This is a genomic window from Serratia sp. GW822-FHT06D09 (assembly GCF_058799515.1).
Map to the genome: position 1 here is coordinate 1 of NZ_JBXALO010000008.1, position 14,656 is coordinate 14,656.

16 protein-coding genes are annotated in these 14,656 nt (G+C 53.8%); 8 read left to right on the forward strand and 8 right to left on the reverse strand.

Features of this window, described 5'->3' with window-relative positions; genetic code table 11:
- Positions 1-296: 296 nt before the first annotated feature.
- Positions 297-860: a D-glycero-beta-D-manno-heptose 1,7-bisphosphate 7-phosphatase gene (gmhB, locus tag AC1RKG_RS18325; protein ID WP_048759140.1), complete on the reverse strand. Its 564-nt coding sequence runs from the start codon at positions 858-860 to the stop codon at positions 297-299.
- A 187-nt stretch (positions 861-1,047) separates the two neighbouring features.
- On the opposite strand from gmhB, the gene metN reads away from it, so the two are divergent.
- The 6 genes from metN to proS all read left to right on the forward strand — a co-directional run bounded on the left by metN (position 1,048) and on the right by proS (position 6,821).
- A complete protein-coding gene (metN, locus tag AC1RKG_RS18330) occupies positions 1,048-2,079 on the forward strand; it encodes a methionine ABC transporter ATP-binding protein MetN (protein WP_020828330.1) in 1,032 nt (343 codons plus the stop codon).
- Entirely contained in the window at positions 2,072-2,725 is a 654-nt protein-coding gene (locus tag AC1RKG_RS18335; protein WP_493183559.1) for a methionine ABC transporter permease MetI, read from the forward strand. The genes metN and AC1RKG_RS18335 overlap by 8 nt, the downstream gene beginning before the upstream one ends.
- A 60-nt stretch (positions 2,726-2,785) precedes the next feature.
- Complete coding sequence (locus AC1RKG_RS18340; protein WP_020828332.1) at positions 2,786-3,601, forward strand: MetQ/NlpA family lipoprotein; 816 nt, start codon at positions 2,786-2,788, stop codon at positions 3,599-3,601.
- 266 nt (positions 3,602-3,867) lie between these two features.
- Positions 3,868-4,272: an Rcs stress response system protein RcsF gene (gene rcsF / locus AC1RKG_RS18345; protein ID WP_020828333.1), complete on the forward strand. Its 405-nt coding sequence runs from the start codon at positions 3,868-3,870 to the stop codon at positions 4,270-4,272.
- Positions 4,269-4,976 (forward strand): tRNA (N6-threonylcarbamoyladenosine(37)-N6)-methyltransferase TrmO, encoded by a 708-nt coding sequence (gene tsaA / locus AC1RKG_RS18350; RefSeq protein ID WP_130016981.1) that lies wholly within the window; start codon positions 4,269-4,271, stop codon positions 4,974-4,976. The genes rcsF and tsaA overlap by 4 nt, the downstream gene beginning before the upstream one ends.
- A 123-nt stretch (positions 4,977-5,099) precedes the next feature.
- Positions 5,100-6,821 (forward strand): proline--tRNA ligase, encoded by a 1,722-nt coding sequence (gene proS, locus AC1RKG_RS18355; RefSeq protein ID WP_493183560.1) that lies wholly within the window; start codon positions 5,100-5,102, stop codon positions 6,819-6,821.
- Positions 6,822-6,872: 51 nt separating this feature from the next.
- Here proS and nlpE read toward each other — a convergent pair whose 3' ends face one another.
- Genes nlpE through AC1RKG_RS18370 form a run of 3 tightly spaced genes read right to left on the reverse strand, consistent with a single transcriptional unit; the run spans position 6,873 to position 8,551 of the window.
- Positions 6,873-7,556 (reverse strand): envelope stress response activation lipoprotein NlpE, encoded by a 684-nt coding sequence (gene nlpE / locus AC1RKG_RS18360; RefSeq protein WP_041414885.1) that lies wholly within the window; start codon positions 7,554-7,556, stop codon positions 6,873-6,875.
- Between the two features lie 29 nt (positions 7,557-7,585).
- Positions 7,586-7,999 (reverse strand): alternative ribosome rescue aminoacyl-tRNA hydrolase ArfB, encoded by a 414-nt coding sequence (gene arfB, locus AC1RKG_RS18365; protein ID WP_046372783.1) that lies wholly within the window; start codon positions 7,997-7,999, stop codon positions 7,586-7,588.
- A gap of 3 nt (positions 8,000-8,002) precedes the next feature.
- A complete protein-coding gene (locus AC1RKG_RS18370; protein WP_020828338.1) occupies positions 8,003-8,551 on the reverse strand; it encodes a YaeQ family protein in 549 nt (182 codons plus the stop codon).
- A 204-nt stretch (positions 8,552-8,755) separates the two neighbouring features.
- On the opposite strand from AC1RKG_RS18370, the gene AC1RKG_RS18375 reads away from it, so the two are divergent.
- Both AC1RKG_RS18375 and rof read left to right on the forward strand, forming a co-directional pair.
- A complete protein-coding gene (locus AC1RKG_RS18375) occupies positions 8,756-8,956 on the forward strand; it encodes a YaeP family protein (protein WP_041415645.1) in 201 nt (66 codons plus the stop codon).
- Positions 8,949-9,206, forward strand: a complete 258-nt coding sequence (gene rof, locus AC1RKG_RS18380; protein ID WP_230090436.1) for a Rho-binding antiterminator — start codon at positions 8,949-8,951, stop codon at positions 9,204-9,206. Before AC1RKG_RS18375 ends, rof begins: the two co-directional genes overlap by 8 nt.
- A gap of 68 nt (positions 9,207-9,274) precedes the next feature.
- Here the strand turns inward: rof and AC1RKG_RS18385 are convergent, their stop codons facing one another.
- The 4 genes from AC1RKG_RS18385 to AC1RKG_RS18400 all read right to left on the reverse strand — a co-directional run bounded on the left by AC1RKG_RS18385 (position 9,275) and on the right by AC1RKG_RS18400 (position 14,630).
- Positions 9,275-9,592, reverse strand: a complete 318-nt coding sequence (locus AC1RKG_RS18385) for a c-type cytochrome (protein ID WP_162838000.1) — start codon at positions 9,590-9,592, stop codon at positions 9,275-9,277.
- 17 nt (positions 9,593-9,609) lie between these two features.
- Positions 9,610-10,920, reverse strand: coding sequence for a tRNA lysidine(34) synthetase TilS (tilS, locus tag AC1RKG_RS18390; RefSeq protein WP_493183561.1), 1,311 nt, complete (start codon positions 10,918-10,920; stop codon positions 9,610-9,612).
- Between the two features lie 56 nt (positions 10,921-10,976).
- Entirely contained in the window at positions 10,977-12,425 is a 1,449-nt protein-coding gene (gene dtpD / locus AC1RKG_RS18395; protein ID WP_048759154.1) for a dipeptide permease DtpD, read from the reverse strand.
- Positions 12,426-12,488: 63 nt separating this feature from the next.
- Positions 12,489-14,630, reverse strand: coding sequence for a lysine decarboxylase CadA (locus AC1RKG_RS18400; protein ID WP_020828344.1), 2,142 nt, complete (start codon positions 14,628-14,630; stop codon positions 12,489-12,491).
- Positions 14,631-14,656 lie beyond the last annotated feature (26 nt).

Consider the following 14,656-nt stretch of genomic DNA (forward strand, 5'->3'; position numbering starts at 1 on the left):
ACCCGAAGGTTCTGGATATCGTCTTGTGGAGTGCCCACACAGATTGTCTGATAAATTGTTAAAGAGCAGTGAGTTAGCCGCCGTAGCTTGCTATCTCGAGGTGGCGTATAATACGCTTTCCTCTTTCAGAGTCAACCCCTAAATTTCAGGATTTTTTCTCTTCGAACCCCGGAGACTCTGTGAAGTTGTTCACATGTTCCGTGTCGATGGAGGCGCATTATAGGGAGCCGGTTCAGAATGACAAGGATTAATATTCACTTTTTATCTGACAGCTCACTATTCATGCACAACGTCTATTAAACCCGCTTTTTGATGGCTTCTGGCAGGTCTGCCAGGCTATTTAGCACCCAATCCGCCAGTTTCTCACCTTGTTCAGTGACCGGCTTACCGGTGCGCACCAGAACTTTAGTACCGACACCTGCCGCTATTGCCGCCTGCATATCTTCCGGTTTGTCACCCACCATATAAGAAGCGGCCATATCAATGTTCAATTCTTGCTGCGCTTGCAACAGCATGCCCGGCTCAGGTTTACGGCAGTCGCATGTCTGGCGGTACTCTTCTATTACTGCTTCAGGATGATGCGGACAGAAATAGATACCGTCCAGGTCAACATCGCGATCGGCCAGCGACCAATCCATCCACTCCGTCAGGTACATAAATTGGTCTTCGCTGAACTTGCCACGCGCAATGCCAGACTGGTTGGTCACCAATACTAAAGCAAAGCCCATCTTTTTAAGTTCGCGACAGGCGTCGATCACGCCATCTATAAAGTGGAAATTATCGATTTCATGGACGTAGCCATGATCGACATTAATCGTGCCGTCACGATCGAGGAAAATTGCTGGAACGCTTTGTGTCACCGGTTTGCTCCTGAGGGCCTGAAAACCCGGACAGTATCGCATGTTTTACCCGGTACTGAGAACGGCAGAGAACAGCGTTGATCGTTGACTTAGACGTCTAGACGCCTTAACATCTGATTTATACCTTGGTCCACGCCAAGGTTTACTTTTATCTAGCCACGGGCAACCACGCTAAAATAAGAAGAATATGATTAAACTTTCTAACATCACCAAAGTGTTCCAGCAGGGTTCGCGCACCATTAGCGCGCTCTCTGACGTGACTCTTCACGTCCCTGCCGGGCAAATTTATGGCGTTATCGGTGCATCAGGCGCCGGTAAAAGTACGCTGATCCGCTGCGCCAACATGCTTGAGCGCCCGACTTCCGGCCAGGTGTTGGTTGACGGACAGGATCTGACCTCGCTGTCTGAAAGCGAACTGACACGCGCACGCCGCCAAATCGGCATGATCTTCCAACACTTCAACCTGCTTTCTTCCCGCACGGTATTTGGCAACGTTGCGCTGCCGCTGGAGCTGGACAACACCCCACGGGCTGAAATCAAAAAGCGCGTGACCGAATTGCTGGAACTGGTCGGGTTGTCGGACAAACACGACGCCTACCCGGCCAATCTGTCCGGCGGCCAGAAGCAACGTGTGGCGATTGCCCGTGCGCTGGCAAGCCAACCGAAAGTCCTGCTGTGTGACGAAGCCACCAGCGCATTGGACCCGGCCACTACCCGTTCCATTCTGGAACTGCTGAAAGACATTAATCGTCGTCTCGGTCTGACCATCCTGTTGATCACCCATGAAATGGACGTGGTGAAACGCATCTGCGATCAGGTTGCGGTCATCAGCCAGGGGCAGTTGATTGAAAAAGACAGCGTCAGCGAAGTGTTCTCTCATCCGAAAACGCCGCTGGCCCAGCAGTTTATTCAGTCCACATTGCATCTGGATATCCCCGATGATTATGCCAAGCGTCTGGCTCCGGAACGCAGCGGTGGCCGTCAGCCGCTGTTGCGTTTGGAATTCACCGGCCAGTCCGTAGATGCGCCGCTGCTGTCAGAAGCGGCTCGCCGTTTCAACGTCAACAACAATATCATCAGCGCCCAGATGGATTACGCCGGCGGCGTTAAATTCGGCGTGATGCTGGCAGAGCTGCACGGCAGCGATGAAGATGCGCTGGCAACGATTAAGTTCCTGCAGGAAAATCAGGTAAAAGTAGAGGTTCTGGGTTATGTCTGAGGCAATGATTTGGCTAATGGCGCGCGGCGTGTGGGAAACCGTCATGATGACCTTTGTCTCCGGCTTCTTCGGTTTCGTACTTGGCTTGCCGGTTGGCGTGCTGTTGTATGTGACTCGCCCGGGGCAAATCGCCGCCAACAATGCGCTATACAGGACGCTGTCCGGGTTAGTGAACGTGTTCCGTTCCATTCCGTTCATTATCCTGCTGGTGTGGATGATTCCCTTTACGCGGATGATCGTCGGTACCTCTATCGGCCTGCAGGCGGCTATCGTGCCGCTGACGGTCGGCGCAGCGCCCTTTATCGCCCGTATGGTAGAAAACGCCCTGCTGGAGATCCCTTCTGGCCTGGTGGAAGCTGCCCGCGCAATGGGCGCGACCCCGATGCAAATCATCAAAAAGGTACTTTTGCCGGAAGCCCTGCCGGGCCTGGTCAACGCTGCCACCATTACCTTGATCACCTTGGTGGGTTACTCCGCTATGGGCGGTGCGGTAGGTGCCGGCGGGCTGGGGCAGATCGGTTATCAGTACGGTTATATAGGTTATAACGCCACAGTAATGAATACCGTATTAGTATTACTGGTGGTGCTGGTCTATCTGATTCAGTTCTGCGGTGATCGGATCGTCAAAGCCGTCACCCATAAATAGTTTTTACAGCAACTGCGCTCACACAGCGTATTTCAAATGCGAGTCTAATGAGGAAGGGATATGTCGTTAAAATTTAAATCCATCGCGGCAATCGGCGCACTGATCGGTACTCTGGCTCTGGCAGGCTGCGGTCAGGAAGAAAAAGATCCGAACCATATCAAAATCGGCGTCATTGTCGGTGCTGAGCAGCAGGTTGCTGAAATCGCGCAAAAAGTGGCGAAAGAAAAATACGGTCTGGACGTCGAACTGGTGACCTTCAACGACTACGTGCTGCCGAACGAAGCACTGAGTAAAGGCGACATCGATTTGAACGCCTTCCAGCACAAACCGTATCTGGATCAGCAGATCAAAGATCGCGGCTATAAGTTGGTACCGGTCGGCAACACCTTCGTTTACCCGATTGCCGGTTACTCCAAGAAGATCAAATCTCTGGACGAACTGAAAGACGGTTCTCAGGTTGCGCTGCCAAACGACCCAACCAATCTGGGCCGCTCCCTGCTGCTGCTGCAGAAGGTTAACCTGATCAAACTGAAAGACGGTGTTGGCCTGCTGCCAACCGTGCTGGACGTGACTGAAAACCCGAAAAACCTGAAGCTGGTCGAGCTGGAAGCGCCGCAACTGCCACGCTCGCTGGACGATCAGCAAATCGCGCTGGCGGTGATCAACACCACTTACGCCAGCCAGATTGGCCTGACACCGGCAAAAGACGGCCTGTTTGTTGAAGATAAAGATTCACCTTACGTGAACCTGCTGGTTGCCCGCGAAGACAATAAAGACGCGGAAAACGTGAAGAAATTCGTTCAGGCCTATCAGTCTGACGAAGTGAACGAAGCAGCCAACAAAATCTTTAACGGTGGTGCAGTTAAAGGCTGGTAATCATTAATTACCGAATTTATTCCTATAATTGCAAGACGGGCTCCGGCCCGTCAGACACTGTTAATAAAATCCTTTGCGACTAATGCAACCATTTAGTACTAATAAAAACAAAGGATTATATTCTCTGCATTACCCCAAACACCCGAAAACCACGTTTTTCGGGTGTTTGTCAGAAATCTAGACGGGCTCCGGCCCGTCTTGTTATTTCCACCATAGATTGCTTCAATAGCGCCACTCACATATTCCATCAAGGCAGAGGAATCTCAATGCGTGCTTTACCTCTCTGTTTGTTAGCGCTCGCGCTTGCAGGGTGTTCGTCGCAGCGTTTCGCGCCACCTTCAACAAGCAGCACCAGCAAACCGGTCTCGACCACACCCGCAAAAACCACGCCAGCAGCACGTCCGGCACCGGTAAAACTGTACAAAAGTGCAGAAGAATTAGTAGGTAAGCCATTCCGCGATCTGGGTGAAGTCTCCGGCGAATCTTGCCAGACGACAGTACAGGATTCCCCACCCAATCTGGCCACCGCCCGTAAGCGTATGCAAATTCGCGCGTCCTACATGAAGGCCAATGCCGTGCTGCTGCATGACTGCCAGATTGTCAGCGGCGTTGCCGGCTGTTACCAACAGGCCATTTGCCAGGGCTCTGCGCTTAACGTTTCGTCCAAATGACCGAGTTTGTTTTCAATCAGATCGGCACTATTCGTTCACCGTATAAAGAAAAATTCGCCGTACCCCGCCAGCCGGGGTTAGTCGAAGACGGTGGCGGCGAACTGGTGCTGCTGCCTCCTTATAACCAGCCGGAAGCAATACGCGGCCTTAGCGACTTCAGCCATCTTTGGGTAATGTTCATTTTCCATCAAACCCTGGAAGGTGGCTGGCGGCCAACCGTTCGCCCTCCTCGTCTGGGCGGTAATGCCCGGATGGGTGTCTTCGCAACCCGCTCGACCTTTCGCCCCAACCCGCTCGGCATGTCGCTGATCGAATTAAAAGGCGTGCGCATTCAAGGCGCTGAGGTAGTACTGGAATTAGGCAGCCTGGATCTGGTTGACGGCACGCCGGTGGTAGATATCAAACCCTATCTGCCGTTTGCCGAAAGCCAGCCGCAGGCACGCGCCGGATTTGCCCAAGCCGCACCGGACGGCGATATGCCGGTGAGCTTTACTGCCGAGGCGGAACAGCAGTTGCTGCAACATCAGCAGCGTTATCCGCAGCTACGTCGGTTTATCACTCAGGTGCTGGCTCAGGATCCGCGTCCGGCTTACCGCAAGGGGCAACAGGCGGAACGGGATTATGCCGTCTGGCTGCTGGATTTCAACGTGCGCTGGCGGGTGGTGGATCAGCAAACCGAGGTGTTGTCACTCGACCTGCGTTAAAATTCCACCGTCTCTCTTTTGACAACCTGCTCGCACTGGTAAACTAAATCACTTTCGAAAATTTTGGCTGCCCTACTACTGGCAGCCGGTTGCAATTTGCAGTTCTAACGGAACCAAAACACCATGCGTACTAGCCAATATCTGCTCTCCACTCTGAAGGAGACACCTGCCGATGCCGAAGTGATCAGCCACCAGCTGATGCTGCGCGCCGGGATGATTCGCAAGCTTGCCTCCGGTCTTTATACCTGGTTGCCTACCGGCCTGCGCGTTCTGAAAAAGGTTGAAAACATCGTTCGCGAAGAAATGAACAATGCTAACGCGATCGAAGTTTGCATGCCGGTAGTACAGCCTGCCGATCTGTGGCAGGAAAGCGGCCGTTGGGAGCAGTACGGTCCTGAACTGCTGCGCTTTGTCGATCGCAGCGATCGCCCATTCGTACTGGGTCCAACGCACGAAGAAGTGATCACCGATCTGATCCGCAACGAGATCAGCTCTTACAAGCAACTTCCGCTGAACTTCTTCCAGATTCAGACCAAGTTCCGCGATGAAGTCCGCCCTCGTTTCGGCGTGATGCGTTCGCGTGAATTCCTGATGAAGGACGCGTACTCGTTCCATACCTCGCAGGAATCCCTGCAGGCGACTTACGATGCGATGTACGAAGCCTACAGCAAAATCTTCAGCCGCATGGGCCTGGACTTCCGTGCGGTGGATGCCGATACCGGCTCTATCGGCGGTAGCGCCTCACACGAGTTCCAGGTACTGGCCGACAGCGGTGAAGACGATATCGTGTTTTCCACCGGTTCCGACTTTGCTGCCAATATCGAACTGGCAGAAGCGGTTGCCCCGGCTCAGCCACGTGCCGCAGCCAGCGAAGAACTGCGCATTGTAGATACGCCGAATGCCAAGACCATCGCCGAGCTGGTAGAGCAATTCCAACTGCCTATCGAGAAAACGGTCAAAACGCTGCTGGTTCGCGCTAAAGAAGAAAGCGGCCACAAGCTGGTTGCTCTGCTGGTGCGTGGCGATCACGAACTGAATGAAGTGAAAGCCGAGAAGCTGCCACAGGTTGCCGTTCCACTGACCTTCGCCACCGAAGAAGAGATCCGCTCCATCGTTGGTGCAGGCCCGGGTTCACTCGGCCCGGTCAATCTGCAGGTTCCGGTCGTAGCTGACCGCAGCGTCGCGGCGATGAGCGATTTTGGCGCCGGTGCCAACATTGACGGTAAACACTACTTCGGTATCAACTGGGAGCGTGATTTGCCGCTGCCACAGCAGGTTGCTGATATCCGTAACGTGGTCGATGGCGATACCAGCCCGGACGGTAAAGGGACATTGCTGATCAAACGCGGTATCGAAGTCGGCCATATCTTCCAACTCGGCACCAAGTACTCTGAAGCAATGAAGGCGACGGTTCAGGGTGAAGACGGCCGTAATCAGGTCCTGACCATGGGCTGCTACGGTATTGGGGTCACTCGCGTGGTGGCGGCGGCTATCGAACAGAATCATGACGATCGCGGCATCATCTGGCCAGATGCTATCGCCCCGTTCCAGGTTGCCATTCTGCCAATGAATATGCACAAGTCCTTCCGCGTGCAGGCGCTGGCGGAAGAGCTGTACAACACCCTGCGTTCCCATGGCATCGACGTGATCCTCGATGACCGTAAAGAACGTCCAGGCGTGATGTTCGCGGATATGGAACTGATTGGCGTGCCGCACTCTATCGTTATCGGCGACCGTAACCTCGACAGCGAAGAGATTGAGTACAAAAACCGCCGTGTCGGCGAGAAGCAAATGATCAAAACCGGCGAAATCGTTGATTTCCTGCTGGGGCAGATCAAACGCTGATCCGCAGAGACAGAAAGCAAAAACCCGCCTAGGCGGGTTTTTTTATGGTCGTTATTTGCTGTCGCAATTTTTGCTGCGGTCGAAAACGAGTTTACCGTCCGGCACCAGCGCCTTTTCAGTCTGCCCTTCTTCCATTGACGGCTGAACACTGAAGTGGCCATTCAACGTCAGGAAGACCGGTTCACCCGGCGTTTTGTAGGCTTTGGCATACCCTTGTTCCAACGCAATGGTATTGTCTACCGGGAACGTCTTGCCCGTGGCGCAGTCTTTAAACACCGCCGCATCCGCCATGTAGGTGTAGCTGCCTTTCAGCGCCATCGGCGTTTTAGGCAAGGCTTTCTCTACCGGATCCAGACGATAATTCAATTTGGACTCGATAATCGCACCGCTTTGATCCAGCATTTCCAGGCTCTTGCCTGCGGGCCGGAAATAGCGTTTGTCGCCACGGCTGTCCGTCAGCACCAGCTTATCGGCGGTTCGTGCCCACTTACCGTAGTCAGCGAAAGTCTGGTCGCCGTCTTTGGTATCACGATAGGTTTCCTGCAGCACGAAAGTGCCGTCTTCATCCAGGAACAGCGAAGTATCCAGGCCGCCGCAGTCTGCACAAGGCAACACGCCCTGATAACTTTGCTGCATTGCCTGAAGAGGCTGTTCCTTTGGCTGATACTGATTATTACATCCCAATAATGAGAGTGCCCCTGCCGCTAAAAACAGGGCTATTGTTATTTTCTTCACAGCTATTCTCCTACTGTGTCCATGTATCCTTAAGTGCGGATTTTGCCGCGCAGCGCTTTCGTTGCGCCTTTACGTACTTTGCCTTCCAGCCGACGTAATTTAGCCCCTTTCGTGGGCTTGGTCGCTCTGCGCGCTTTTTCCACCACCATCGCCTGCTGAATCAGCGCCACCAATCTGGCCAACGCCGCCTCACGGTTTAATTCCTGGCTGCGATATTCCTGCGCTTTAATAATCACCACCCCATCGGCGGTAATTAAATGATTATTCAGGGCCAGCAGCCTTTCCTTATAATACTCTGGCAGGCTGGATGCCCGGATGTCAAAGCGCAAATGGATGGCCGTTGAGGCTTTGTTCACGTGCTGGCCACCCGCACCCTGCGCACGGATCGCCGTCAATTCCAGCTCGTTATCCGGTATGGCAACGCTTCTCGACAGTTCCAGCACCGATCACACCTGCGCCTGTTGCCATTCGGCAAACTGGATTTCCAGACTATTCTGAGCGTCAGAAAGCCAGATAGTTCCCTCTTGCAGTGTGGCCTGCAACGTCATATTACGGCTGGCCAAGGCCGCCAGCTTGCTTAATTGTTCATCATCCAGGAAACGGATGCTTAGGTTTTTGTGGTTTGCCACTTTGCTCTGCATCGATTGCCACCATACGTGGCCGGCACGTTCCCCGTAGGCGTAAAGCACCACTCGCGGAGACTGATTACAGGCTTTCTTGATGCGCTTCTCATCAGGCAGACCCATTTCGATCCACATTTCCAGCCCGTTATGGTCATTACGCTGCCAGATTTCCGGTTCATCTTCAGCACTCAGGCCTTTGGTGAATACCAGGCGCTCGTCGGCGTGGCAAATCCAGGCCAGCAGGCGCAGCATCATGCGCTGTTCGGTTTCGGAAGGGTGTTGGGCCAGGGTAAGCGTGGCGTCGTGGTAGAAATGACGATCCATATCAGCGATATTGACCGTGGCTTTATAAATGGTAGCTTTCAGCGCCATGGGTGACCTCATAATTATCAGGCGACAGTGTACTTGATTTGGCCCAACCGCTGCCAGGCAAAGCGCAGTGCGAAAGCCGCGCGCAGGTGCTAATAACTCCAGAATAGCTGTGCTATAGTCGTCTAGGATAGAGTCAAGCTCCGAGAGCCTGCGCCTCATCGCTAAAGGGTTTCGATGACGCAGAGGTTCTTAAGGGAGGAAACTGTGCAACAATACTGTGAGTTAGTACGCCGTTTTTACGCCGAGATCGGCAGTGGTGATCGCGGCTACGTGCCTGATGCGTTAGCATGTGTATTAAAGGCATTGGACGAAGTTGCTGCGGATAACGCGCTACCGTCCTCCGTTAGGGAACAGGCGGCTTTTGCTGCCGCTAACTTATTGGTGAGCGACTATGTTGATGAATGATGAGTACCAATCCATCAATTGCGATGACTATGAAAGCCTGGAACTCGCCTGTCAGCATAACTACATACTGAAGCTGGAGTTACGCGACGGAGATAAACTCGAAGGCAAAGCCACCGAGCTGAAATTTACCAAGGGCGTTGAGTATCTGATTATCGATCAGGCCGGCAATGCTCTCAGCTTGCGTCTGGATCACATCCTCAGTTTCAGTCATCCGGAAATCGGTACCGTGGTCGTCAGCCTGTCTGATTGATTTTTCGGTAACGCCATCCCAACAGGGCAGCCCAACGGCTGCCCTCGTCATTTAGGGCTTCAGGCTGGTTAAGGTTTAAGGCTGGCATAGTAAGCTGCCAGATCGGCAATATCGTCATCGGACAGCGCTGAAACATAGGCTTTCATCACCTCTGCCTGGCCACCGTTACGTTCGCCTTTCTTATAAGCCTGCAGCGCATGCTCCAGGTACATGGCGTTTTGCCCAGCCAGATTAGGATACATTGGCACCGAGACCTTCCCTTCAGCGCCGTGGCATGCCATGCAACTGGCGGATTTATCCTTACCTGCCGCCGCATCCCCCGCCGCCATGGCCGGCAAACTGCACAAACCAACCAACACCGCTATTGCGCTCACAAATTTCATCATTGCTCCTTACGATCTTATTATTTTTTACGCCAATGCAGCCGCATAGATGGCTGCCCTTCGGATATTTGTCCGGCCTCACTGACAAAAACTCCCAGCGCAGCGATAAGTTGGTCATCATAATAGATCAAAGGAGTACGCTCACGTTGCCACGGTGGAATACTCAACTCTTGCCACAGTTTTTTGATCGGCCGGGAATGCGTGCGCCCGAGGATGCGAAGCGTACCCTGAGCGCTAAAGCGAACACTCACTTTTTGCAGTGGCTGCGGAGCGCGCAGGACAATATCGCCTTCCCCACTCACCAGCTCACCCAGGCCATCCGGCAACATCAGCGGCTCTGTCAACGACCACTCCAGGCAGGTTTGACGCAGATCGGCCATCAATGGCAACAGGTATAAGCGCCGACGGAAACGGCGGATCTGATATTGCCCCAGCTGTAGCTGAGGTTCGGCATCTTCACGGCTGAGCGCCACTTCGTGCCACAGACGCTGCAACTGTTCGCGTGAGGGCATGCTTGCGCCACGTGCTGCGATCCAACGGCGTAACAAAGCAAAACGTCGGGCCGGCGAGCATCCCAACAAACCGTCAATCGCCAGCGCACTTTCTTCATCGAGCAGCGAGTGCAACTGCTCTGCCAGTAGCTCATCCAACAGTTGCTCTTGCTCGGCACACAGGGTGGCGCTACGCGCCGTCGCGGCGGCAAAATGCGGCCAGCGCTGATTCAACACTGGCAATACCTGCAGGCGCAGAAAATTGCGATCGAAGCGCGAGTCCTGGTTACTGTCGTCTTCAATCCAACTGAGCTGATGCTGCTGGGCATAGGCTTCCAACTGCTGCCGGGAACTACCCAGCAATGGACGTAACAAGCCGTTATTTCCCAATGAGGTTTGCGCAGCCATTGCCGACAGGCCCGCCGGGCCGCTGCCGCGCTTTAACGCTAAAAGAAAGGTTTCACATTGATCGTCAAGGTGTTGCGCGGTGAGCAAGGTTTCATCCGCGGCCAGCGTGGCAGCAAAAGCGGAATAGCGCGCCGCCCGGGCCGCGGCTTCGATGCCGTCCTGACGGCCGTCGACCTGCACATATTGCACCACCAATGGCAGTTGCCAGGCGGCACATTGTTGGCGACAGTGTTCTACCCACCGATCGGCAAAAGAACTCAGGCCGTGGTGCACGTGCACCGCGCGTAGCTGCAACTCCGGCAGCTGTTGACGCAACTGCACCAGCAAGTGCAGCAGTACGCTGGAATCCAGCCCGCCGCTGAATGCCACCAGCAAGTGCCGGCGCGCTCCCAGCTGACGGGCTAGCTGTCCAGATAATTGATTGCTATTCATTGATTAGGCTTAATAACGTCCAGATAGCTGCACGTTACCCCCCGCAATACCATCAATCAAGCATTAACCGCACGCAGGTGGCGGCCGGTCAGCAACCACCACATGGCCAACACCGCAATCACTGCAGCAGTACAACCCAATGCCCACCAGCCGATTTGCGAGAACAGGTGCGCGTAGGCCTGTGCGGTCGCTCCGGTTGCCGGATCTTCCGCTGTTTGCCCCGCGATAATGCCCGCCAGATAATTTGCTATCGAGCCGGTGGTCAGCATATAGATGCCCGTCAGTACCCCGGTAGCGCCTGGGATATTCAACCGGGTGATTTGCGCCATGGCGACCGGGTCGATGAACAATTCGGCCAGCCCCATCACGGAAAGCCCGGCGATCATTAGGAACATCGATCCCTGACCGTAGCGGGCATTCAGCGCCATCAGGGTGAAACCGACGCCTATCAGCAGCAAGCCGAAGGCGAATTTCCCCCAAATGCGCAGCGTACGGCTACCGCTGCCGTTGCCTCGTACAAGCCAGGCCAGCATCACACCGCCAAACATCACGGCAAAGGCATTCACTGACTGGAATAAAGCCGTCGGCACCGTCCAGGAAAACCATTGGCGATCGACATAGTGATCGATAAACAGGCTGATGGAGCTACCGCCCTGCTGAGCGAAAGCCCAAAACAAAGTACCCAGCAGCATCAGCATAACGATCTGCCACAGTCCACGGCGTTGCTCTCTCGTAGCCCGGATCATAATCCGCGCCACCATTACCACCGCAGCAGCACACACCAGCATCAGTAATTGTCCCGCCAGACCGTAAATAAACAGCGAGGTAAAAAACAAGGGGGCCAACAACAGCATGGCGCTTAGCCACACCCAGTTCGGTACCTTCAGGGTGTTGGCGCACATCTGCGCACGATCCACCCCGCGTGTGTGGGTGAAATGACGGCTGCCAAACAGGAAGATGGCCAGCCCTGCCAGCATGCCGATCCCCGCCAGCGCAAAACCGACGTGCCAGCCATAGCGCTCTGCCGCCAGCCCACAAGCGATGGGTGCCAGAATCGACCCCACGTTGCCGGCGGCATACAGCAGTGAAAAGCCCCCTTCACGGCGCGAGTCTTGTGGTTGGTATAACTCGCCCAGCAGGCAGCTGATATTGGATTTGAACAGGCCGTAGCCGCAGATGATGATCGCCAGGGCCAGATAGAGTGAATGTGTCGAGACGGCGCTCAGACCGAGGACAATGTGGCCCAGCGTCATCAGTACCGCCCCGGCGATTACCGCAACGCGGTTGCCCAGCAGACGATCGGCAAGCAGGCCGCCCAGGATCGGCGTAACGTAAACCAGAGAGGCATAGGCGCTATAAAGGCTGATAGCGCGGCTATCGGAATAACCAAGTTGATGAGTAAGATAGAGAATAAGTAATGCACGCATGCCGTAAAAGCTGAAATATTCCCAAATTTGTATGGCTACGACATAGTAGATTGCGCGCGGCTGTGAGGGTGTTTTCATGGTTTTCTCCCATCAGTCGGTGAACGACAAAAGGGAGGCGTAAACGCCTCCCCGTTATTTCAGTTATTTATCGTTTTTCAACACCTTCACGGTGTAACGTCCATCCGCCTGACGGTAAGCGCCGTGGATATCAGTTTCGAAGCCCGGATAATGTGCGCCGATTTCGCACAGCATTTGCAGGAACTCCAGTACCGGACGGCTTTCCTCGGTGAGCATTTCACCTGGCATCACCAGTGGAACACCTGGAGGATATGGCAGGATCATGTTGGCATTCACCTTGCCGACCATGTCTTCCAAATAAACCTCTTCCACTTCACCGTGCAGCTCTTTCTGGAACGCATTGAACGGGTTCATAACCAGGGTTGGCAGCACTTCAAATGCGCGGTACATCAGATCCGGCAGGTTGTGCTCAACCACCAGGTTGTGAATGTTCTGCGCCAGATCCTGAATGCGCATGTTTTCATAAAACTCAGGCGCCTCTTTATACAGTGACGGCAGCATGTTTTTCACCCGCAGGTTCAGGTCGAACGAACGTTTGAAATCAGTCAGGCCGCGCAGCAGGCTGAGGGCTTTGGTTTTGTCGATACCGATGCTGAACAGGAACAGCAGGTTATATGGGCCGGTTTTCTCAACGATGATACCGTGCTCGTCCAGGTATTTAGCAACCAGGCTGGCCGGGATACCAAACTCCTGCATTTCACCCTCTTTACTCATCCCTGGGGTCAGGAGAGTGACTTTGATCGGGTCGAGATACATATGTTCATCGTCGATATTTTTGAAGCCGTGCCAGGCGTTGTCAGACTTCAGCGGCCAGCATTCAGCCTGATCGATGTGTTCTGGCTGCCAGACGTCAAAGAACCAACCTTCGGACTCAACGTTCAGCTGTTTGATTTCTTTACGGAACTTGATAGCACGTTCAATAGAGTCGTTAATCAAACGCTTACCGGCATTGCCTTTCATCATCGCCGCAGCAGTTTCGGTAGATGCCACGATACCGTAGTGCGGTGAAGTGGTGGTTTGCATCATGTAGGCTTCGTTGAAGGTTTCTTCGTTGATATCGCCTTTCACGTGGATCATCGAAGCCTGCGAGAACGCCGCCAGCAGTTTATGGGTGGATTGGGTTTCATAAATCACCTTCCCTTCCACACGGCCGCCGCTCATGCCGCATTTGCCTTTGTAGATCGGGTGGAAATTGGTGTAAGGCACCCAGGCGGAGTCAAAGTGAATAGATTTCACATCCAGCGCGTTCTTAATATGATCGGTGTTGTACAGCAGACCGTCATAGGTAGAGTTGGTGATTACCGCATGCACTGGCCAGGTCGCGTTTGGTGTTTCTTTAACACGTTTGGCGATGGTGTCACGGGCAAACTCACTCTGCGGGATACCACCGAGAATGCCGTAAGCATTACGGGTTGGGCGGAAGTAGATTGGCGTAATATCGCTCATCATCATCAGATGGGTCAGCGATTTGTGGCAGTTACGGTCAATCAATACGGTGCTGCCGGCCGGTGCGGAGTACATGCCGACAATTTTGTTGGCGGTAGAAGTACCGTTAGTCACCATATAGCTGCGTTCAGCGTTGAATACGCGGGCAATATACTCTTCAGCTTCTTTGTGCGGACCGGTGTGGTCCAGCAGTGAACCCAGCTCGGAAACCGAAATAGAAATGTCGGACTTCATGGCGTTGGCGCCAAAGAAATCGTAGAACAGGCTACCGACCGGGCTTTTCTGGAAGGCGGTGCCCCCCATGTGGCCTGGAGTACAGAAGGTGTATTTGCCTTCACGCACATATTTGAACAGCGCTTTGGTCAGCGGCGGCAGGATGGTATCGATGTACTCATCGGTGTTTTGTTTGATCTTGGCAGCGATATCGGTAGCCGCACCCAACGCATATTCAAAGAAACGCACCTGCATGCGCAGATCGTTCAGGCTGACATCCAGGGTTGAATGCGTATTGGCAAATGCATACAGCGGCATATATTCATTCAACTGGCTGATTTCTTCACACAACTCGAGGTTGTATTTATCCCAGTCGAAAATCACCCCGCACAAGCGTGCATTATTCTCGATCAGCTTTAACAGGTCTTCGCGATCGTTAGGATAGACAACGCGGAAGTCCAGGCTTTCCAATGCTTTGTGCAGTTCGCGGATAGGCTCTTCTTTAAAGTAGACACCCATGTGGTTCATGATAGCTATAACGTTCATAATCATTTCTCCAGGTAAAGCGAGCC

Bases quoted from the DNA above. Each gene is read 5' to 3' on its own strand.
- AC1RKG_RS18370 (WP_020828338.1), bottom strand. From the start codon at position 8,551: ATGGCGCTGAAAGCTACCATTTATAAAGCCACGGTCAATATCGCTGAT.
- dtpD (WP_048759154.1), bottom strand. From the start codon at position 12,425: ATGAAAACACCCTCACAGCCGCGCGCAATCTACTATGTCGTAGCCATA.
- metN (WP_020828330.1), top strand. From the start codon at position 1,048: ATGATTAAACTTTCTAACATCACCAAAGTGTTCCAGCAGGGTTCGCGC.
- tsaA (WP_130016981.1), top strand. From the start codon at position 4,269: ATGACCGAGTTTGTTTTCAATCAGATCGGCACTATTCGTTCACCGTAT.
- rcsF (WP_020828333.1), top strand. From the start codon at position 3,868: ATGCGTGCTTTACCTCTCTGTTTGTTAGCGCTCGCGCTTGCAGGGTGT.
- AC1RKG_RS18400 (WP_020828344.1), bottom strand. From the start codon at position 14,630: ATGAACGTTATAGCTATCATGAACCACATGGGTGTCTACTTTAAAGAA.
- AC1RKG_RS18385 (WP_162838000.1), bottom strand. From the start codon at position 9,592: ATGATGAAATTTGTGAGCGCAATAGCGGTGTTGGTTGGTTTGTGCAGT.
- tilS (WP_493183561.1), bottom strand. From the start codon at position 10,920: ATGAATAGCAATCAATTATCTGGACAGCTAGCCCGTCAGCTGGGAGCG.
- AC1RKG_RS18340 (WP_020828332.1), top strand. From the start codon at position 2,786: ATGTCGTTAAAATTTAAATCCATCGCGGCAATCGGCGCACTGATCGGT.
- rof (WP_230090436.1), top strand. From the start codon at position 8,949: ATGAATGATGAGTACCAATCCATCAATTGCGATGACTATGAAAGCCTG.
- proS (WP_493183560.1), top strand. From the start codon at position 5,100: ATGCGTACTAGCCAATATCTGCTCTCCACTCTGAAGGAGACACCTGCC.
- AC1RKG_RS18335 (WP_493183559.1), top strand. From the start codon at position 2,072: ATGTCTGAGGCAATGATTTGGCTAATGGCGCGCGGCGTGTGGGAAACC.